The following is a 20,382-nucleotide window of genomic DNA, read 5'->3' as shown; positions in this document are numbered from 1 at the left end:
AGTAAAGATAATTCATTTCTTTGTGAAGATTAGGGCCTTTTACGCACCCATCCATTTTTCCAACTCAGGCGTCAATTTATTACAATAAGCAATGGCCTCATTATAAATGGCCTCCGTTTTATGCACTTTACGCTCCACTCTATCGACCTTCAATTCTTCCTCTGGATAAATAATATAGGCTTTACCTTGCTGTTCTAGTTCTTTTAGTTTTTTGATGGATTCATTGTATAGTTGTGCTCGGTTGACCAAGCAGGTATGCACTTTAGGATATTTTCTATAAAACCATTTTGAAAAGGAGGTGAATTTCATGTCAGATTTTACATAGCCTTCAGGCCTTGTGAGTACAACTACAATTTTATCAGCACCTTCCTCTAATGCAACATCAAAAGGGATAGAATTGGTCAATCCGCCGTCTAAATATTCTTCTCCTTTGTATTTTACAATGGGTGAGATAAAGGGCAGGGAACCACTGGCAGTGAGTACAGTGACAATGTCAGGTTTATCTAATTGATTGATGACGAAAAACTCAGCTTTTCCAGTGTTGCAATTACTGACACCAACATGAAAATCAGGGGAAGTGCGGAGTGTATCATAGTCATAAGGAAGGAGACGGTGAGCAATATCTCCCATGATAAAATCCCATGAAATATAGGAGCCATTCAATAGTAAATGTTTGAATCCCCCATAACGTTTGTCTTCCACATATGTATTCAGATGTTTATTTCGCTCAAATTGTTTGGAGGCAAAAGAAGCACCATATAATGCACCCGCAGAGATACCAAATATGGAATCAAAATTTATATTATTGATCAAAAATGATTCGAGAATTCCTGCGGTAAACATTCCTCTCGAACCACCTCCTTCAAGCACTAAAGCGACTTTGTTTTTCATAGTTTAGTTTCAAAGTAAATAATGGGTGTATCTATTTAGAAGGCTTAAAATTAATAATCCTATTGGATTATTTTTCCTTATTTCCTTAAAAGTTACCTTTTCGTAACCACTATTTTAAATGATATACTTTGTTATAGTTTCTAAAGTATACTAATATAAGTTTATTTGTGAAACAATTGAATATAACTGTGTTTTGAGCAGTTTTTAATGCGATTTTATGTAAATAAGCAATTTAAATAATGTACGTAAAACGAAACTATTCTATAAAAATAATGCTGATGTGGACACGTAGAAATATCTACAAGTTCCTGGTCATTGCTACAATTCCGACAGTATTATATGAAATATTGGATTGGAAATTTATTCATTTACCTTGGCTGCCAATTGCTTTAGTGGGTAGTGCTTTGGCTTTTATTGTGGGGTTTAAAAATAACGCCTCATATGATAGACTTTGGGAAGCTCGAAAAGTATGGGGTGGTATAGTGAACACATCTCGTTCATTTGCAATGATGACCAATGCTTATTTATCAAATGAACATGCAAAAGACGAAAAGACAGAGGAGGAATTCTTTGCAGTAAGAAAAGAAATGATATTAAGGCACGTCGCATGGATGACATCATTAAGACATGCTTTGAGAGTACCTAAACCTTGGGAGAGATCAAGTAGAAATCATTCTGACTTGGAGTACATGAAAGATGTAAAGATCAATGAGCGTATTTACACCTTGGAAGAAGAGTTGGAAGGCTATTTATCTGAGTCTGAAAAGAAGTATGTATTAAGCCAAACTAATAAGCAGGGAGCATGTTTGAATCTTCAATCCAATCAGCTTAAGAAATTAAAGGAAAGCGGTCATATTTGGGAATTTTCTTTCTTGGAAATGGAGAATCAGCTGGTGGAGTTATTTACCTTACAAGGTAAATTGGAGAGAATCAAAAACTTTCCATATCCACGTCAGTTTGCTACATTGAACCTGTTTTTCATCTGGATCTTTATATTATTACTTCCTCTAGGTGTAATCAACGTATTTGATGAAATAGGCACTGCGATTTTAAACCAATACAATGAACCTGCTCCCTATGTGAGGGTGATCAGTGAGGGATTTGTTTGGCTCTCTATACCTTTTAGTGTGATTATATCGTGGATTTTCCATACAATGGAGCGAATTGGTGAGGTGTCAGAAAATCCGTTTGAAGGCATTGCCAATGATGTTCCAATTACAACCATGGCTAGAGGAATCGAGATTGATATCCGTCAAATGATAGGAGATGATCCAGCTTCTATTCCTGCCCCAATTCCGGAGCAAAAAGGAATGCAGATGTAAAGTATCTCTTTAAAAGAAACCACTCCCATCTTCAAATTATTATCGAAGGAGGGAGTGGTTGTTTGAGGTGAAATAGTTTAAAGCCCAAAATGATTAATCGGACCATTTCCTTTTCCTAAAACCTTATCTTTCCCCTCAGTAATGGCATTGTTGACATAACTGCAACCTTTCTTCACCGCATTTTCCAGATCATTACCTTTACCTAAAAATGTAGCAATACTAGACGATAAACTACAGCCTGTGCCATGCGTATTTGTTGTATCTACTCTTGGGTTTTTAATAACGGTAGTTTTGCTTGTCGGAAATTCATAAAGCACATCATGCATTTCAGCAGTACCAAAGTGACCACCTTTCAGTAACACTGAAGTTTTGAATTGTGATCCGATTTCTTTAGCAGTCGCTTCAACATTTTCCTGATCAATAGCATGGCCAATTAACAGTTCCGCTTCTTTATGGTTTGGTGTAATGATAGCGACTTGAGGAAATAATTTCTTCAAACACTCAATAGCATCTTCTGTAATCAAAACATCACCAGAAGTGGCTACCATCACCGGATCGAGTACAATGTTTTTGGCGTTATACTCCGAAATCTTTGAGGCAATTGTTTCAATCACCTCACAAGAATGAAGCATACCGATTTTAATCGCACTAAAATCGATATCACTAAACACTGCTTCTAGTTGCTTTTCAAGATGGGCAACTGGAAGAGCGTGAATATCTGTCACTCCTTGTGTATTTTGAGCCGTAGTTGCCGTAATTACGCTTGCCGCATAAGCACCGCAAGCCGAAATACTTTTGATATCGGCTTGAATACCTGCGCAACCGCCAGAATCACTTCCAGCAATAGTCAATACACTTTTATAAGTTGTTTTTATACTTTCCATGCTTCTTTGTTGTATGCACTGTCCCAAAACATCCATTCCAATTTCGATGCTTTTTCGAAGGCTTCATTCATTTTTTCAATTCTTTCAGGAGAAGCTTCACTTGCCAATTTATTGGTAATATCCACCGCCTTTTTTACAGAGTTAGCAAACGCTTCACCACCATAGGTATTGATCCAATCTTGATAAGGGTTGTCGCCTTTGTTGCTTTGGTTGGCAAGAATATAATCCCCCACTTCTTTATAAATTGTAAAACAAGGCAATACTGCAGCAAGACCTTCTTCTAATGATTTTGTATGTACAATTCTCGATAAATAACTGATGTACAATTCGCAAGTAGGAGAGGCTTGAGTTGTTCTTTCTTCACCAGTTAAGAAATTCTCATGCAAAGCATCTTCAACATGAATAATACCCGTGGCTGATCCTAAGAAAAACTGAGTATCTTGATCGTCTTCGCATCTTATCCCCACTTCCGCCAAGATCTTTTTGTATTCCGCTAAATAGATAGAATCTTGATTGATATAAAAGTTGAATACTTCCTTCGAAAGCGTACCTTCCATTAAATCTTTGATGAAAGGATGTTTATATATTTCTTGTAAAATGTAATCAGTTTTTTCACTGATTGCTTCATACCAGTTTGTCATAAGATGTTTTAAGTTTTGGTTGCTTGTTAAGCTCTTTTCTGTTTAAGAGCAAAGTAAATCATTTAATACAATATTTCCTTACCTACTAAGAAGTAAGTGAAGTGTTTTAAATGGAGTAAAGATTTTAGAATTTTTAAAGAAATAGTGAAGATAAAAAAAACTCTACCCATTTTGAATTCATGAGTAGAGTTGTCCTTGATTAAAATTTTTGCTCAATATAACTTTTGAGCTTTCCTTTTTTATCCTGTTTGACGAGTTTTTCCATATCAGAATTTTTTCCAAGCTGTGCTTTATTTTTTATATAAAACTCAATGCTATTCTGAGCACCAGCTACTGCACATTCTACATTGTCTTTTGAGTAGTTATTTTGCAGACTGTATTTGACCCAACCACTCATAAATGACATTAGACAATCTGGAGAATCAAAAGGAACAATCCCCGGAACTAAATTAATAGAAACCGACGGACTTCCACCCATCCATTTCATTAAGAAATCATTGACCTCATTTCGCTTTTTAGCTTCTTCTGAAATTGGCGTTTTCAAAAGCCAGTCTGTGGCTTCTAGTACCAGTTGTTCTGTTTTTTTGTAATCATCAGCACTTTCAAATTTGACATTGGATGGAATCTCAACATTTTGTGCCCACAAGTTTGTACTTACGAATAGTAAAATAAAGAAAGCTTTAGAAATCTTCATGTTTGTTTGATTTGTAATCATTAATTGCCAATAGCCCTCACTAACATTAATGAGGCTAATTTCAGCATTGATTTATTTAAAATAGTTTACTGCACTAAAGATCTGAATTATTCTGTTAAGAAAGAAATTTTAATTGGTATTGCGGAATAAAGAATGCAGTTATAAACTGTGGATATATTGTTTAATTTCTTCACTTTTCTTGTATTCAGATTTTGCTAGTAGATCAAGAAACGTTTTGAAATAGGCAGAAGCCCTTGAATCAGGATGCTTTTGGGTTACTTTTGTCATTTGATGAATAAGTTTTGGGTTAAAACTATGTGTGGTAAATTCAAAAGAAGGACTGTTATCTTGTCCTTCAAAAATAAGGTATAGATAATGCTTAAATGTATCTTCACTAATTTCTGCATATTTTAATTCTTCCGATTTTTTAGACATTTCACCCCATCGATAGGCTCTTTCTACAAGCTCTTTCTCATCAATAATTATTGATGCATCTTCACAGCAAACCTTATCCAATTCATCACAATAAAGATTGATAAATTCAATTGAGGTAGAGTCAATCTTGTCGAGTAAATTCTTTTTTATGAAAGAAGTATTTTTGGAAAGGAAAATCATCCCTTCAGACATTGCCACTGTAAACCCATTGTCTTCTGCTTGTATTTCAAAGTTTATAGCCACTTCATAAATAGTATCATTAGGTGCATAGGCTAAAGTATTCAGAGAATCATAGTTTGACAATGCAAATAATTGTTCATTGACCTTATTTTCTATGACAGAATATTCTTCAAAAAATTGATAGATATAGGTATCGCATTTTGTCGGATTAGCATTAATCTGTTCTAAGAGTAATGCTTTTGCTTTTTTGACACCACCCCAGTCAATAATTACTTCTTTAGTTTCAAAAGGTAATTTTTCATCATTCTGCACTAAAAGATTAACCTCGAAGCCAATGAATGATAAATAAAGAAACGTCAAATTCAATAGAATGCTCATAGTATAGATATTAATTATAAACTAGCTTTTCATTTTAAAATTATTCCTTTGGTGATCAACCAAAATTCCCGCCGATTCTACCAAAATAACCATCAGCTTTCCATGCCACTTCATTTCCAAGAAGCATCCGTTGTCCTTTTGAGGGTGAAAGCTGAAAACTATTTTTTAATAGAAACTCTAAACCTATCTTGTTTTCTTCTGGAATCACAGCTTTATCCACAGTCGAGTACTTTAATTTCATCAATTCAATTCCAGCTTCTGGAGTGGTAGCTATGATAAGACCTTCACCTAAATTGGGCAGAAAGGCTCCTTGTATAAGATCCTTTTCTTTGAAAATAACGGCATCTTTTAAGCTCTTCATTAAAAGTGGTCGCCTATGTTCACCTGTGATTTTATAATCAAGTTTTAGAATTTCCGGGTAATGTTCTTCCTGATAAGGAATCAGTTTTTTGGATTCTAGATTTACCTTCATAATACCACTTTCTCTTTTTAGAAAAAGATAATTTGATACTGTTTTAAAACCCACTTTTTTGTAAACATGAGCACCGAGATCAGTGGCTATTAATAAACTTGATTCAACTCCATTTGCTTTATGAAGCTCAAGTAAATAGTTTACAATTGCAAGCCCAATTCCTTTGTTACGTTGCTCTGAATCTACAATGATATGAGCCAACCAACCTGTTTTTTTAAATACAATGGCACAACCTATTCCCACAATTTCGTTATCAATACTGACCTTGATAGGAAAAGAAAATTCCTGATCTATGTACTCCTCAAATTTTGGAATAATGTCAGGCCATCCCTCAGGTTGAAGTGCTCCAATTGCTTCTAAGTCTGATATGGTGCATTCTTCGAATATCATATAAAATTACTTGCTTTGAGTTTCAGGTTGCTGTTTATACCAGTTAATAAAACCTCTGATATTAATGATAAAAAAAATGGCATTGCCGATGGCCGTACCTAAACTGTTCATGGGAAATAAGCCTAAGTAAACCCAAACAATATTAGACAATGCAAAGATGATAAACCCCCATTGATTTTTGTTGCCTAACATGTATACCGCCAAAAGGCTAAGGGATATACCAAGCCAGTCTACTAAGTAGTATTCAAATATATTATCCATCGTTTAATTTGTAAGTCTAACTTGTCAATTTATTCGCTTAATAGAGCAAAATATTAATAACATTATAAACTAAACTTGCATCAACTATCAATTGCAATTTTTCTATTTTCTGTTTTCAATCTTTCTTCTTTTTTTTCTGAAAAAGAGAAGAAAATAGAGTTAATGAAGTGGACTTTTTTACCTTCTAGCAAGTGCAAGTTTTACTCCCATTGCAATAAAAATACCTCCTCTTAATTTATCCAATCGTTTCTGTAGTCTATAATTTTGTCGGATTTTATGGGATAATTTAGAAGCGAATAATGCTAGTATTAAACACCAAATGGTTCCTGTTGTGAGGAAAGTGAAACCGAGTATCAAAAAAGGAATGGAATCAGTGACATGATCTTCTTGAATAAATTGAGGAAGGAAAGCGAGGAAAAACAATGCCACCTTAGGATTTAAAACATTAGTCAAAATTCCTGATAAGTAGATTTTTTTATAGTTAGCCTCTTGAAGTTCTTCCTTGATTGAGAACTCCTCTTCTTTTTTGGGAAGGATTGTTTTTATCCCTAAAAATGTCAAATAAAGAGCTCCTGCATATTTTAAAACAGTAAATGCCATGGCGGATTTTGCAAGTAGAACAGAGAGTCCTAATGTGGCAAATAAGATATGAACTAAAGCACCGGAAGCAATCCCTAAAGCCGAAAGAATTCCCGCTTTTTTACCTTGTGAAATACTCCTGCTGAGAATATACATGGTATCGGAACCTGGAGTAATATTCAAAATAATTCCTGCGAGTAAGAAAGTTTCAAAGTTGACAATGCCAAACATAGTATAGATTGAGAAGTTTTGATTAAAAGTTTAGTATCCCAAAGATCTGATAAAAAATCTTTTATTCACTTGAAGAGGATTGAAACGTAATGATTATCGCCTTCTTTAAAATATTTTCGAGTAAATGTAAAAAGCTATTGTTGGTTTTGAAAAGGAAAATGTCAAACTGTTTTTGTAGTAACTTTCTCTTTGTTTATCTTGATTTTATCCCTCCATTTGATAATTGGAAGTTCGTAGAATTTGTAAATCAGCACTGATCCTAATACGGTTAAACCCCAATACAACCCATACTTTAGAGGCACAAAAATGTAACTACTTTCAATATAGTTTCTCCAAGGAATGACATTGATAAAACTTAATTGCACTACTGACAAGTTCAATAAATACATGGAATAGGAGATGAGACTGATAAATGAAACTCCTTTGTAAATGATGCCTTCGCCTGATTTTAAATCACTGAAGTAAGGAAGAAGAAACGCCGTAGCTAAGGAGATGACTGAAAATGAAAATACGCAATTATAGGCTCCAGTAATTGTGATAATTTGAGCGAGGTATAAGCTTTTAATGATCACAAAAATTGCAATGCCAATAAGGAGTAACTGTTTCTTGTATTTCAACCAATTGCTTTTGGAGTAGTATTGTATGTAGGCACAAATTACACCGAACATCAAACTGTCAAGTCTTGTAACCACTTGTTTTCTAAACAACAAATCCCAGTGGTCAAATGTATTGACTTCGAGGATTGAGAATCGGTAAAAACGGAAGAAAAGTACCGCAGTTAAAATAGTAAAAGCTAAAGTGATGATTGCTTGCTTGGGTTTAATTTTGAAGACAAGTATCAAGAAATAAAGGCATAGGGGAGTGATCAAATAAAACCATTCCTCAATACTTAAACTCCACGCTTCAGGGAAAAAGTTGGGGTGTTCTGAAAATAAGTTTTGACTAAATAACATGTAATCTTTGAGGACCCAGAAATTCAGATTATTTCCAAAGTAAACATTAATGCCACACAGTATAAAAAGGATCAAAAAATAATTGGGCAGTGTTCTTAACCACCTTCTGGTCCAGAAATCAATAAGGAGTGTTTTGGTCGGTTGATGCTGGTCCAGTAATTGAATTAATATTCCCCCAATCAGAAACCCGCTGAGTACAAAGAAAATGGATACACCATCAAAATCGATCATATCATGAAGAAAGAAAGTTCGGTTGGGTAACAAGTATTTACCGTGACTGATCACCACTAATAAAATGGCGATGGCTCTGAGGATATCTAGTCCATAAATTCTTTTTTTACTGATCTCTACTGTTAAAAACTTTGTCATGAAGTCAGAATGCTATATTTATCACCGTAAATATAGCATTCTGAAAACAAATTAATTTTGATTCGCATGTTCAATGTATTCTTTGGGGCTCAGCCCCGTTTTTTTCTTAAATAATCGAGAGAAATATTGAGGATATTCAAATCCAAGTTTATAAGCTGTTTCAGAAATGGAAACATTAGGACCAAGCAACAGGTTTTTTGCTTCTTCTACAAGGTATAAATTGATTTGGTCCACGGCCGTTTTTCCTGTTTCTGCTTTGATCGTATCCCGCATATAGCGGTGGCTTACTCCCAGTTGACTTGCTATCCACTCGGCAGTTGGAATGCCATTCTCTTCCAGTTGATTACTCTGGAAGTATTGGTCCAATATGTCTTTAAAACGTGTGAAAAGTGCTTTGTTGATGTCTTTACGGTTTAAAAATTGACGTTTGTAAAAACGGTCAGCATAGCGTAATAAAGCTTCCAAGTGGGTAAGGATGATGTCCTTACTGAATTCATCTTGATTGTTTTGATACTCTGTCTCAATCGTCTTAAAAATAGTTTTGATGGTATTTTCTTCCTTTGGCGAAAGATGCAGCGCTTCATTGATATTATAATTAAAGAAATTGTAATTTTTAATGCGTTTTCGAATGTCCGTTCCAGCAATAAAATCTTCATGAAATGCTATAAACCACGATTCAGAACTTACAATAATATCTTCTAAAATATACGTTTGATCAGGAGAAGAGAAAAACATGGTTCCAGTTTCACAATCATATTTTGTTCTGCCATAAATTAATTCACCTGATACAATATTCTTCAAACTAATAATATAAAACCGATTGGTATAACTCACTTCGGTTTGAGATGAAACACAGTTTTGAATTTCCTCAGCACTCAAAATCTTGCATCCCACCGTAAAAAGAGGGTTTTCTGGAGCAGGTAAATTTTGAGCCTTGTTGAATTCTGTGATATTATTAAAAACGATATTATTCATTTTACTATTGATTAGAAGTAAAAGCGTCTAGCTCAACTTTATAATTTTCCAACCTTGCTTTTGCATTACTGTCAATGACGGTAAAGACCATCATGGTGGCCACGATTGCTACACCAGTAGCTTGCCAAACCGGTTTTTGCATAAACATAATCAATAAAGCACCTAATATTGCAATGGCAGGGAAAACTTTAAAAGCAGCAGTTTGATAAGTGGCAATTGTTTTATCCACACGTTCTATCTCCGATATAACAAAAGCACTAGCATCTTCGGTATAAGCAGACTCAAAACTAGCAACTCTTGATTTATTAGAGAAGAATAAACCAAGTCCTGATACCAGCATAAAAATACCAGCGATGGAAATAGGGTAGATGAATCCTCTTGCAAATTCAGTTTTACCCAATTGCCAGAAACCTAAGCCTGTAATGATAAATAGAATTCCGAAGAGAATGAAAAATGAGATCGAAAATGCCTCTGCTCTTCCCCAATCTGTTGCTGCTTTTAAAATATCCATAGTTTTATATTGATTTTGTAATGATTATTCTTTGAATTCAATTTTCATTGACTTTCACATGATGTGTCTAAAGTGACGCATATAGAGTTTCAATGTAGTATGCCTAGAAATTCCACTGACAATCTGTTTCCTTTTCAGACAAAGTCCATAATCTGCTCATCACATCTTTATTCAATGCATGAGGCTCCAATTTACATTCACCTACTGGCCCAGTCCAATAATTCATTCCTGTTGGGCCATAAAACGCTTTTTGTTTTAATCCTTCTTCAGTGGCACACATTAATTCAGGATAAGAACCTTTTTCGGCAGACTGTACCAAAGGTGAAGCAGCCAAAATAGCCCATGTAATTCTGGTCACTAAAGGAGCATCTTTTTTAATCAATGAAGTTTTAGAAGCTCCAGGGTGACAAACGAAAACACTCACATTCTTATTGCTCTTTTTGATATGATCTTGCAATTCATAAGCAAACATCATTTGTGCAAGCTTGCTTTGGGAGTATACAGCATTTGCTTCATAGTTTTTATCCCAGTTCATATCATCAAACTGAATGGTTTTGATCCCCATTTTATACCCCTCACTTGCCACAACCACAATTCTACCGTTGGATTGTTCTATCTTATCAAACAATAAATTATTCAATAGAAAATGTCCATAGTGATTGGTACCTAGCTGACTTTCAAAACCATCTACTGTAAATTCTTGTTTAGCCACTTGAGCAACAGCGGCATTACAAATCAGTACATCAATTTTAGGAACAGTTTGATTTACTTTTTCCGCTGCTTTTCTCACAGAAGCAAGGTTTGCTAAATCCATTTCTATGTAGGAAATCTTTGCATCAGCACCAAATAGTACTTTCAGGTCTTCAATAGCCTTTTCTGATTTTGCCGCACTTCTGTTGAGCATGACTACTTCAGCACCTTTTCTCAGAAGAATTTTTGTAGCTTCGAAACCTGCACCTCCATTGCCTCCAGTGATCAAATACGTCTTCCCTTCTAAGTTACCGATTCTTTCAGGAGTCCATCCTTTTCTACCAAATTGATTAGCCATGATAATTACTATTTAGTGAATACAAATATTACCTTACAAAGGTCGCTAGCAATGGATCCATTTCACTTAAACATTTTGGCATCCGATGTGCACATTTTGGTAAACTGCTAGTTTTTAAGGTGTTGTTAGCTCAATATAGCGATAAACTAAATACATTGTAAACTAGATTACCGTGAACTTTCAGTCAATTATTCTACAGGCTTTTATGTCCTACTTTCAAGCTTCCTTCTTCTTCATTTTTCCATTGATGAAAAACGAAGAAAAAAATCTAGGCTTAGAAGTCAAAAGCTAAATTTCATTCCACTCGCCTCAATGATTTTAAACTCGCTTTGCTCAAACAAGAAAATCATTTTTAACGGCTCAATTCATGAAATTCTTAACACTTTTCCCTTCAATGCCAGGGGGAGTACTGCCAAACTATAATGGTAGAAAGCTCAATGGCGGGAATGTTAAGCGTTAGCATCATTCGTGTCCTTCAGATCATGAGAAATCTCCTGATTTCTAAATACTATAAATAACGAAAACTTAGTTTACAGTGTACTAAATATTTTCCTTTGAACCTGTAAAGACTGGTAATTAATGATTTAACATGACAAAAAAGGAGCTTGGACCCTCTAAAAGATTAAATTATCTTTAGATTGTTTTTATTAATATTCAAGAATTTTCTGATGACCTATTATTTACATCAAATGTATTTACCATAATAGTTGGGCAAATAACAGCCTCTAGCTACTATTAAATTATCTTCTCTTCACACACCCCAAATCATAAATAAAATGAGATTAAAAAAGAAATTCTTCGCACTACTACTTCTATGTTTTTCATTTTCATTCGTTCATGCACAATACGAAATCAAACCAGAAAAAGGATATTCAACCCAAATTGGAATAATGGTGGATATGCTGGAAGACTTGAAAGGCAGGATCACCGAAATGACAGCTGATTTAGATCAGGCGGAAACAGATTTTATGTTTGACAAAAAAGCAAACAGTATTGGAGCCTTAATTATGCATTTGGTGGCTACTGAATCCTATTATCAAGTAGAGACATTAAAAGGACGAACTTGGACTGAAAAAGAAGAAGAATTTTGGAGTGTTGCGAGTAGTTTAGGCGAAAAAAGCAGAAAGGAATTAAAAGGCAAACCGATTAAGTATTATCTAGATCTTTGGGATCAAGTGAGAAAAGAAACACTCAAAGGTCTTAAAACAAAAGATGATGCTTGGTTTGCAGAAAATGTAGATGAAGGTATCAATAATCATTGGGTATGGTTTCATGTAATGGAACATTCAGCCAATCATATGGGGCAAATAGCATTGGTGAAAAATAGGCTCCCTGAATAATTTTTCCATAATAGTTCATTCTAGTCTGCCCTTGCAGTTCCCCTACTCAACTTACAGAACATTGATAAATGGCTAACCTATATGTCATTGAAAAAAAAATATGATTAAACAAACCATAAAATATTGGTAGAACAAAGTCATCTCTTTAAATCCAGGAGTTACTATTGAAGAAATTAATACTGTTGAAAAAGAAGTCAACTTTGATTTTCCTGAAGATTTCAAAACTTTCTATAATCATATCAATGGATTTCGTAATTTGGATTGGACTCCTAATATGTTTTCTTTATTTCCAATCTAAAGAATAAAAGAGGAGTATGAATCTCATCAGAACTCAAAAGACTTTATTCCGATTTGCGATTATCTAATTTCGAGTCATCATTTCGGGTATATAAAAGACAAAAAGGGAATATTCAATAATCACTACACTAAAGATTTTGTTTGCAATACAATTTTAGAACTACTACAACTCATTGATGAAGATTCCGAAAAAGTCTATTAAATCCATACAAAATTATCTCCATCGTAAACCCAAGAATTAATGCATGGGTTTATGATGGAGATAATTTTGGCTTGGTACTTAGAGCATGTTTGAAATATCTTGCTTAATAAAAATTCAGTTCCAGTTGATCAAAAAAGAAATAATACTTAAAAAGTAATTGATCAATCCATGATTGCACATTAAGTGCACCTCCATGCCCTGCTCCTTCAGTCAAATAAAGTAAGTATTTGGATGTAGGATCACCTTTTTCCTGCAATGTTGCTAAAAATTTAAAAGAATGTAAGGGAGGAACTCTATCATCATGATCTCCTGTGATTAATAAAACATTAGGATACTTCACTCCTTCTTTAACATTGTGCAGTGGAGAATAAGAGACCAAATTCTTAAAGTCTAAAGAATCGGACACACTGCCAAATTCATTTAAATTGGTACTCACTGAACCCACTGTAAATTTTTCAAAACGAAGCATATCTAATGCACCAGCATCAATAATTGCGGCATGGAAAAGCTCAGGTCTTTGTGTAATTGTTGCCCCTACCAATAAACCTCCATGTGAGCCTCCATTAATACCTAATCTTTTACTGTTAGTATATTTTTGATCAATTAAGTATTCGGCCGCACTAATAAAATCATCAATAGCATTTTGTTTATTTAATCTTCTTCCTTCCTTCGCCCATTTACCACCAACGGCTCCACCTCCCCTGATATTTGGAATTGCTAAGACTCCACCATGCAACAACCATAATGCTTTCGCTTCATCAAAAGAAGGTTCAACCGTATGACCATAACCACCATAACCATAAATGATTGTAGGATTTTTACCATTCAATTTCAGTCCTTTTTTACATGTAATATACATTGGAACCTCTGTGCCGTCTTTGGATTTATACTTTACATATCTAGTTTCCAACATATCAGGGTCATAAGGAACAGAAATTGTTTTGCTTGGTTTTACAGATAGGTCTCCCAAATTAATCTGATACCATAAATCAGGATGATAGAATGAAGAAATACAAAATTCTGTAAACTTTGCATTCTCATTTTTTTCCCCTAAATAACTTATTTTCTTTCCTTCTTCAATATCAATTTTCTTTAATACTTTCCCTTCTAAATCAAAAACAAGTACCAAGAAGCTTCCTTCTTTTCTATAAATATTAGCTATTTTATCTTTACCCAATCGATAAACTCCTCTGAGCAATACATCATATTCTGGAATAATTTCAAAAAGCTTATTACGTTCTTTAAGATTAGCGCCTAATACTTTCCCATTGGGTGCATTCCAATTGGTCTGAATTAACACTGTATCTCCAAAGACATCTTTTACAGTAAGGGAGATCTTTTTATCATTCGGGTATATAATGAAATCCTTGAGGTAGAAAGACTCAGGATCATTATTTGCATAAGAAAGTGCTTTTAAAAACTTGTCTTTGTGTTTATAATAATGTTGAAAGAAGATTTTGTCTCCCATTTTTTTATAATAGAAGTGACTTGTTCCTGTAACATCAATGTGTTTATAAAGACTTTTATCTTCCGTCTGATCAGTTCCTAGCTTGTGGTAAAAGAGTTCTTGGCCAACGGCCTTATTTAAAAGTTCTTTTCCTTCTTCAGGTTGCTTGTACCGGTCATAATATACGTTTCTACCATTCCATATAATCTCACTTGATGTTCTCAGATACTTTAGATGATCTTCCAATCGCTCTCCAGTTTTCAAATCAAAGAAATAGGCTTCTCTCCAATCACTTCCGTTATGAGACATAATAATTGCCACCAATCCTTCTTCATCATTGACTACTTTTCTCAATATTACAACATTATCACCTTTGTTTTTTTGAAAGTCTTTTACCTTAACTAAAGTTTTAAAGTTACCTTTTCCTCTTAATCTGTAACTAATATCTGGCGTACGGCTCACATTTTTGAATACATTTTTAAATTCATATTTACTCTTTAGTTTCCGCTCTCTTTCTACATAACTCTTCATTCTTTTTTGTTTCACATCGACATACAAACTTGCAATTTGTTCTTTCAATGTGGCACTTCGAGTATGGCTATTTTCCTCTTTCTTGGTCAATTTCCCTTGTTGTTCCAACCATACATTCAACCTCAGATCACTAGGGTTCTCCATCCACTGATAAGGGTCAGTGATTGTTGTATCAAAATACACATCCGTAAAATCTCCTTTAGGAGCAAGAGGATACTTGTATTCCTTCTGTGCAAATACTGCCAAATGACTGAAAAAGAGAAAGATAATAGTGTACAAACAATAGTGATTGCTTTTATTGAAGTTCATTATATTAGTTTTTTGTATTATTAAAATAATTTACTTTGTTAGGTTTTTATCTATTTGCCTCAAATATAAATTAATTCAAAGATTTATCCCTATTCTTCTTCACCCAAAAATAAAACATTATTGGAACGTCTATAGTTTATATCTTTGATATGTATAAATAATTTACCGAATGGTTTTAAGTGAGAACGTCGAATTTCATTATTATAGGATCATTTTGCAATTCTCTTTTACTTCTCACAATCATTTATTAAATTATTATTGTGAAAATTATGATTGACACAACAAGTCAACCCAAAACTGCTTTCTGTCCATAAAATCACTAACTATTTTGTTCCTAATGGAACCGACTACTATTATTATTAATACACTATGTCTACTAATTATTCGGAAGGATTCAGAAAAGATTCCTATAACCAAATTTTAAAAGAGAAAGATCAAATACTATCTCTTATTTATGATACCGTTGGAGATGTGATTTTTGCTCTAAATGTTGATAATTCAGGAGATTACATCTTTAGTTCTGTCAATCAAAGTTTCTTGAACGCCACAGGTTTAAAACGTGAGCAAGTGGTAGGTCTAAATGTAAAGGATGTAATTCCAGAACCTTCTTTATCAATGGTTTTAGGAAAATATGAAACTGCAATTGCAACAAAAGCAAGTGTAAGTTGGGAAGAAATTACTCCTTATCCCACAGGCACTAAAATTGGAGAGGTAAGAATTGCTCCTATCTTTGATCACTTCGGAAAGTGTAAAATGCTTATTGGCAGTGTGCATGACATTACTGAAAGTAGAAACTACGCTAAGAAATTAGAAGATTCTATGGAGAAAATTGCCCAGAAAAACTATGAACTAGAGCAAATGGGTTACGTTACTTCACATGATTTAAGTGAGCCTCTTAACACTATACAAAGTTTTTCAATGTTGCTACAAGAAGAACTCCAAAATGACGAATCCAATGCAACATCAATAAAATATCTTGATTATATAGAAACTGCGACTAAGAGAATGAAAGTGCTTCTTAAAGGCATGATTGATTATAATATCATAGGGAAACAACTTGAATTGGATAAAGTGGATACCAAAACAATCGTAGATGGTGTGCTAGAGAATCTAGCAGGAACAATAATGAATGAGAAGGCTGAAATAATAGTCAATGACCTTCCTACAGTAAAAGGTTATGAATCTGAGTTGAAAGTTTTGTTTCAAAACCTGATAAGTAATGCTATCAAATACAAACATCCTGAAAGAACTCCAAAAGTAGAGGTTGTGTGTATTGAAGAACCCCAAAAGTGGAAGTTTGAAGTAAGTGATAATGGTATTGGCATTGATGAACAATATTATGAAAAGGTTTTCCATGTATTTCAACGATTACATAAGAAAAATGAATTTGACGGTTCTGGAATTGGTCTATCGATCTGTAAAAAAGTAATTGACCTGCATGAAGGACAAATATGGGTGGAGAAAAACAATCCCGAAGGCACTAAGTTTTGTTTTACGCTTTGTAAGAAATTAAAATGAAAAATAAATTAGATTGCATTATGTGCATTGATGACGATGAGGCAACAAATTTTTTTAATGCAACAATCATCAAGGCCATGGATATTGTTCATCACCCCGTCTTTTGTGAAGATGCAGAAGAAGCTTTGGAATATCTTTCAAAACCCCTTTCTACCATTCATATCCCCAACCTCATTTTTCTTGATCTCAATATGCCAAGAATCAATGGATGGGAGTTTTTGGATAAATATTTATTAAATGATTTTGATGAAAAATTCAAGGATACCAAAATTGTTGTATTGACCACATCAGTTAACCCTTTGGATAAAATGAAAGCGGATTCTTATAGATGCGTAACAGAACTTATCAATAAGACTTTGGACAAAACAAAAATCAAAACTGTATTAGCCACTCATTATGGTTTCAGGTTTGATGCTTAAACCAGATCTTTAGTAAAACAAAAAAGCAGTACTTCAAGAATAATACCTTGAAAATACTGCTTTGCTTTTAAATCGGTAAGCTACTTAACTATTACATCACATTATATTGATTTTCTTAGTTGTTATTTTACCCTCAGTCATTAACTTGATTAGGTAAACACCAATATTCTGACCTTTTAGGTCGATTGTTGAAATCGATTCACTTTGGGCAAGTGTTTTATCCAATACTACTTGCCCCATTAAATTGTACACAATTATTCTTGAGTTCTGTGTCAGCTGTCCCCACTTGATATGGAAAACACCTTCAGTTGGATTAGGATAAACCGTTACTCCTTCTTTTCCAAATGTATCATTTGAAGAAACGATATCATCAGAACCATTTAGTTTAAACTTCTGCCAATCTGTAGCTTCTTCACTTGTACAGAACATGTTATTTCTTAGATATAATTCATTATTACCTTTGATGGCATAAATATCATCACCAAAATCTTCCATCATGAATTTTTCCAATTCACCGATTGTAGTACTTTGACAAGTCAATGCTTTCAATCCATTCTCTGAACTGATATACATTCCATTGTGACCTTTAAATGAAAAAGTACCATCCGTATTTTCTATTATTTCAAATAACTCGGTGTCTCCAACATTTTCTGATTCACAATTCAGCAAACTTGGATCTGCAGCGCTGATATAATTAAAACTACCTTGATTCTGAAATGAGAATAACTTTGTTTCCTCTTCACCTGTCACTTCAAAAGAAAAAGAATCTTGGGCTAAATAATTACCCTCTCCTGCACTTGCTTCTTTAATACCCACTTCAACTTTATAACTTTCACCTGGTGTCCAGTTGAATGCTTGTGAGATGGTGAATACCAACGATCCTTTACCAGCTTTTACGCTTTGTTGAAGCTTTGTCAATTCTTCTCCTAAAGGTGAATAAGTCACTGCTATAATTTCATGAGAAGCTGTTGATTCATAACCTACTTTTATATCAAAACTTTTACCTGTTTCAACAGATTGAGGAGCACTTTCTATTCGAATTGAATTTATATTGGGAAGGTCTGTAACAGGTACCCAATCTGCACCAGGAATCCACTTTTCACCACCTTTTTCATAAGCTCCAATATCTGGAGCATCACCAACATAATCGCCAGTAAAATCAGCAATCACTTTTCCAGCATCTATTAACACTGAACCTTCAGCAGGCTCAAAATTCATATTTGCAGGGTCTACAAACGGAGAATTGGGATCAATAATATTTTCTGCTTGGATATCTGTACCGTACCAAGGAGCAATGTCTGCATAGTTATTAATCACAACTACATCATCCATAGTATAGCCATTCTCCCATCGCCCCATGGCTTCAGATGCTTTATAAATTGAGTTATTATAGATGTCTAATCCCCAATTGTCCCAATTAATTTGAATACCTGACCACGATACGTTGTACACTACATTATTGTACACTTCATATCCTTTACTGTGGTTATCTAAATAAATCCCTGCCACTTTATAACCTGCATGCGGAGCGGCAGTTGAACTGTGAAACCAATTATGATGAATGACAGAGTTTTTATAATCTGCGTTACCTACTGTATAGAAAACGCCACCATCGGCATTCATTTTCATAACATCAAAGACATTATTGTAAGCAATTACGGCTTCTCCTCCACTCACATATACTCCACTTCTTCCACTTCCAGATACTGTATTATTTTCAATCACTGTTCCTGGACAATTTGAACGGATAGGCTCTGCATGAATTCCAATGGTATTGAAGTTTCTAACAATGTTATTTCTAATTGTTGTATTCTTTGATCCTTTCCATGAAGCTAACATTGATATTCCATTGGCTGTTCCATATTCAATCAAGTTCTTTTCAATCAATGTATTTTGACCTTCAACAGTAATTGCCCCAGATCCAATTTGTGCGTCTGTATTATCCAATTCATCCAAAATTGGAATACCATGTCGGATGATTGAATTTCTGATAACGTTATGATTGCCAGTAGTCAGTACTATTCCTCCAAACGTCTCAATCCCGTCAAGAACGATGTAATTTTTCTCTAACTTAAAAGTGTATTTACGAGCTCTATATTCACATTGCCCTTCCGAAGGATTCTCACCTGAAGGTGCTTTAAAATATACTTCTTGATTTGAAGCATCATAATAATATTCTCTTTCTATATCCAGTGCATCTAAACTATTAAACAAGTAGAAAATACCTCTATGCCCATTTCTTTCAATTGTTGGGTTATGTACACTAAAAGGCCACTTATTTATGTCAACTGCATCAAACTCAATACTTGATGTTGAATATGAATTAATTTTCCTTGTCCAACTAGCACCAGAGTGTCCACCTAAATACCAGATATATCCCTCACTCCAGTCAAAACTTGGTATTCCTGCATATTCAATATGAGCACCAGAACCTCCTTTTATATATTCGGCATCAGGCGTATAAGGATCATTATCAACATTGTTGGGCCAACGTGCAATATCCATCATGTTTCCATTATAAAATAATGCGTTTTGCTCCATACCCAACGTCATACTTACATTTGCCTTATAAATATTATCTGTCATCAGTGTCCAGCTTTTGATAAGTTCTCCTGCTGATACAATTACTTTTTCACCTTCCGCTGCTTTAAAAACAATGGGGCTACCCTCTGTCCCATTTTTAGAGGGCACAACAGTTTCACGATAAATGCCTTCATGTATGATCACTACATCACCAGCACTAGCTACATTCGCCGCTTTTTGAATTGTCAAATAAGGACTTGAAGATGTTCCTGAATTGGCATCATCCCCATTTTTAGAAACATGTATTTCAGTAGCACAAGAAATTGCACTGAAACACACCCAAAGGAAAAGAGTGAGTATTTGTTTATTCATAGTTTTGTATAAGTAAATTAATTCGGTAATAACTACCTTTCATTTCATTGTTTAGGTGTTACTCACTTCAATTGAAGACGGATGCTTCCAGAAGAAAAGAATTCCTAATTTGTATGTTGCTCTAGTTGCATTAAAATTAGATCAAACCGTTTTGCTTTAATGGAATATTTAGACAGTTTAAGGGTCTCATTCAATATGTACCGTTTAATG

General features: G+C 34.2%; 19 protein-coding genes. 5 read left to right on the top strand and 14 right to left on the bottom strand.

Annotated elements, in window-relative coordinates; translation table 11 throughout:
• Positions 1-39 precede the first annotated feature (39 nt).
• Complete coding sequence (locus tag AVL50_RS30010; RefSeq protein WP_062621311.1) at positions 40-891, bottom strand: patatin family protein; 852 nt, start codon at positions 889-891, stop codon at positions 40-42.
• A gap of 239 nt (positions 892-1,130) precedes the next feature.
• On the opposite strand from AVL50_RS30010, the gene AVL50_RS30005 reads away from it, so the two are divergent.
• A complete protein-coding gene (locus AVL50_RS30005; protein ID WP_062621309.1) occupies positions 1,131-2,213 on the top strand; it encodes a bestrophin family protein in 1,083 nt (360 codons plus the stop codon).
• A gap of 77 nt (positions 2,214-2,290) precedes the next feature.
• On the opposite strand, the gene thiD is transcribed toward AVL50_RS30005, so the two are convergent.
• The 11 genes from thiD to AVL50_RS29950 form a co-directional block, all read right to left on the bottom strand.
• Positions 2,291-3,097: a bifunctional hydroxymethylpyrimidine kinase/phosphomethylpyrimidine kinase gene (gene thiD / locus AVL50_RS30000; protein ID WP_062621307.1), complete on the bottom strand. Its 807-nt coding sequence runs from the start codon at positions 3,095-3,097 to the stop codon at positions 2,291-2,293.
• Positions 3,085-3,738: a thiaminase II gene (gene tenA / locus AVL50_RS29995; protein WP_062621305.1), complete on the bottom strand. Its 654-nt coding sequence runs from the start codon at positions 3,736-3,738 to the stop codon at positions 3,085-3,087. Before tenA ends, thiD begins: the two co-directional genes overlap by 13 nt.
• Positions 3,739-3,937: 199 nt before the next feature.
• Entirely contained in the window at positions 3,938-4,432 is a 495-nt protein-coding gene (locus AVL50_RS29990) for a hypothetical protein (RefSeq protein ID WP_157491688.1), read from the bottom strand.
• A 159-nt stretch (positions 4,433-4,591) separates the two neighbouring features.
• Positions 4,592-5,425, bottom strand: a complete 834-nt coding sequence (locus tag AVL50_RS29985; protein WP_157491687.1) for a hypothetical protein — start codon at positions 5,423-5,425, stop codon at positions 4,592-4,594.
• 55 nt (positions 5,426-5,480) lie between these two features.
• Positions 5,481-6,287 (bottom strand): GNAT family N-acetyltransferase, encoded by an 807-nt coding sequence (locus tag AVL50_RS29980; RefSeq protein WP_062621300.1) that lies wholly within the window; start codon positions 6,285-6,287, stop codon positions 5,481-5,483.
• 6 nt (positions 6,288-6,293) lie between these two features.
• Positions 6,294-6,548 (bottom strand): nicotinamide mononucleotide transporter, encoded by a 255-nt coding sequence (locus AVL50_RS29975; RefSeq protein WP_063850997.1) that lies wholly within the window; start codon positions 6,546-6,548, stop codon positions 6,294-6,296.
• Between the two features lie 177 nt (positions 6,549-6,725).
• Positions 6,726-7,358 (bottom strand): LysE family translocator, encoded by a 633-nt coding sequence (locus AVL50_RS29970; RefSeq protein ID WP_062621296.1) that lies wholly within the window; start codon positions 7,356-7,358, stop codon positions 6,726-6,728.
• Between the two features lie 161 nt (positions 7,359-7,519).
• The gene (locus tag AVL50_RS29965) at positions 7,520-8,680 is read right to left on the bottom strand and encodes an acyltransferase (RefSeq protein ID WP_062621295.1); all 1,161 of its coding nucleotides are present in this window, start codon (positions 8,678-8,680) and stop codon (positions 7,520-7,522) included.
• A gap of 51 nt (positions 8,681-8,731) precedes the next feature.
• Positions 8,732-9,655 carry an AraC family transcriptional regulator gene (locus tag AVL50_RS29960; RefSeq protein WP_062621292.1) on the bottom strand — a complete coding sequence of 308 codons (924 nt, stop codon included), beginning with the start codon at positions 9,653-9,655 and terminating at the stop codon, positions 8,732-8,734.
• A 4-nt stretch (positions 9,656-9,659) separates the two neighbouring features.
• Entirely contained in the window at positions 9,660-10,166 is a 507-nt protein-coding gene (locus AVL50_RS29955) for a hypothetical protein (RefSeq protein ID WP_062621290.1), read from the bottom strand.
• 103 nt (positions 10,167-10,269) lie between these two features.
• Positions 10,270-11,214 (bottom strand): SDR family oxidoreductase, encoded by a 945-nt coding sequence (locus AVL50_RS29950; protein ID WP_062621288.1) that lies wholly within the window; start codon positions 11,212-11,214, stop codon positions 10,270-10,272.
• A 776-nt stretch (positions 11,215-11,990) separates the two neighbouring features.
• On the opposite strand from AVL50_RS29950, the gene AVL50_RS29945 reads away from it, so the two are divergent.
• Both AVL50_RS29945 and AVL50_RS33870 read left to right on the top strand, forming a co-directional pair.
• Positions 11,991-12,554, top strand: a complete 564-nt coding sequence (locus tag AVL50_RS29945; RefSeq protein WP_062621287.1) for a DinB family protein — start codon at positions 11,991-11,993, stop codon at positions 12,552-12,554.
• Between the two features lie 139 nt (positions 12,555-12,693).
• The gene (locus tag AVL50_RS33870) at positions 12,694-12,852 is read left to right on the top strand and encodes an SMI1/KNR4 family protein (protein ID WP_157491697.1); all 159 of its coding nucleotides are present in this window, start codon (positions 12,694-12,696) and stop codon (positions 12,850-12,852) included.
• Between the two features lie 304 nt (positions 12,853-13,156).
• On the opposite strand, the gene AVL50_RS29940 is transcribed toward AVL50_RS33870, so the two are convergent.
• Positions 13,157-15,340, bottom strand: a complete 2,184-nt coding sequence (locus AVL50_RS29940) for a prolyl oligopeptidase family serine peptidase (protein ID WP_082796070.1) — start codon at positions 15,338-15,340, stop codon at positions 13,157-13,159.
• A 369-nt stretch (positions 15,341-15,709) separates the two neighbouring features.
• On the opposite strand from AVL50_RS29940, the gene AVL50_RS29935 reads away from it, so the two are divergent.
• Complete coding sequence (locus AVL50_RS29935; RefSeq protein ID WP_062621279.1) at positions 15,710-16,858, top strand: ATP-binding protein; 1,149 nt, start codon at positions 15,710-15,712, stop codon at positions 16,856-16,858.
• Complete coding sequence (locus AVL50_RS29930) at positions 16,855-17,277, top strand: response regulator (protein WP_062621278.1); 423 nt, start codon at positions 16,855-16,857, stop codon at positions 17,275-17,277. Before AVL50_RS29935 ends, AVL50_RS29930 begins: the two co-directional genes overlap by 4 nt.
• A gap of 96 nt (positions 17,278-17,373) precedes the next feature.
• Here the strand turns inward: AVL50_RS29930 and AVL50_RS29925 are convergent, their stop codons facing one another.
• Complete coding sequence (locus AVL50_RS29925; RefSeq protein WP_062621277.1) at positions 17,374-20,172, bottom strand: T9SS type A sorting domain-containing protein; 2,799 nt, start codon at positions 20,170-20,172, stop codon at positions 17,374-17,376.
• Positions 20,173-20,382: the final 210 nt, after the last annotated feature.

The organism is Flammeovirga sp. SJP92 (assembly GCF_001583495.1).
Lineage (GTDB): Bacteria > Bacteroidota > Bacteroidia > Cytophagales > Flammeovirgaceae > Flammeovirga.
The sequence above is the reverse complement of the archived record's forward strand: the minus strand, read 5'-3'. Positions and strand labels throughout refer to the sequence as shown.

Coding starts and splice junctions, on each gene's coding strand:
- AVL50_RS29945 (WP_062621287.1), top strand. CDS start 11,991: ATGAGATTAAAAAAGAAATTCTTCGCACTACTACTTCTATGTTTTTCA.
- AVL50_RS29930 (WP_062621278.1), top strand. CDS start 16,855: ATGAAAAATAAATTAGATTGCATTATGTGCATTGATGACGATGAGGCA.
- AVL50_RS29940 (WP_082796070.1), bottom strand. CDS start 15,340: ATGAACTTCAATAAAAGCAATCACTATTGTTTGTACACTATTATCTTT.
- AVL50_RS30005 (WP_062621309.1), top strand. CDS start 1,131: ATGTACGTAAAACGAAACTATTCTATAAAAATAATGCTGATGTGGACA.
- AVL50_RS29975 (WP_063850997.1), bottom strand. CDS start 6,548: ATGGATAATATATTTGAATACTACTTAGTAGACTGGCTTGGTATATCC.
- AVL50_RS29985 (WP_157491687.1), bottom strand. CDS start 5,425: ATGAGCATTCTATTGAATTTGACGTTTCTTTATTTATCATTCATTGGC.
- AVL50_RS29960 (WP_062621292.1), bottom strand. CDS start 9,655: ATGAATAATATCGTTTTTAATAATATCACAGAATTCAACAAGGCTCAA.
- AVL50_RS29925 (WP_062621277.1), bottom strand. CDS start 20,172: ATGAATAAACAAATACTCACTCTTTTCCTTTGGGTGTGTTTCAGTGCA.
- AVL50_RS29950 (WP_062621288.1), bottom strand. CDS start 11,214: ATGGCTAATCAATTTGGTAGAAAAGGATGGACTCCTGAAAGAATCGGT.
- tenA (WP_062621305.1), bottom strand. CDS start 3,738: ATGACAAACTGGTATGAAGCAATCAGTGAAAAAACTGATTACATTTTA.
- AVL50_RS29980 (WP_062621300.1), bottom strand. CDS start 6,287: ATGATATTCGAAGAATGCACCATATCAGACTTAGAAGCAATTGGAGCA.
- AVL50_RS30010 (WP_062621311.1), bottom strand. CDS start 891: ATGAAAAACAAAGTCGCTTTAGTGCTTGAAGGAGGTGGTTCGAGAGGA.
- AVL50_RS29965 (WP_062621295.1), bottom strand. CDS start 8,680: ATGACAAAGTTTTTAACAGTAGAGATCAGTAAAAAAAGAATTTATGGA.
- AVL50_RS29970 (WP_062621296.1), bottom strand. CDS start 7,358: ATGTTTGGCATTGTCAACTTTGAAACTTTCTTACTCGCAGGAATTATT.
- AVL50_RS29935 (WP_062621279.1), top strand. CDS start 15,710: ATGTCTACTAATTATTCGGAAGGATTCAGAAAAGATTCCTATAACCAA.
- thiD (WP_062621307.1), bottom strand. CDS start 3,097: ATGGAAAGTATAAAAACAACTTATAAAAGTGTATTGACTATTGCTGGA.
- AVL50_RS29955 (WP_062621290.1), bottom strand. CDS start 10,166: ATGGATATTTTAAAAGCAGCAACAGATTGGGGAAGAGCAGAGGCATTT.
- AVL50_RS29990 (WP_157491688.1), bottom strand. CDS start 4,432: ATGAAGATTTCTAAAGCTTTCTTTATTTTACTATTCGTAAGTACAAAC.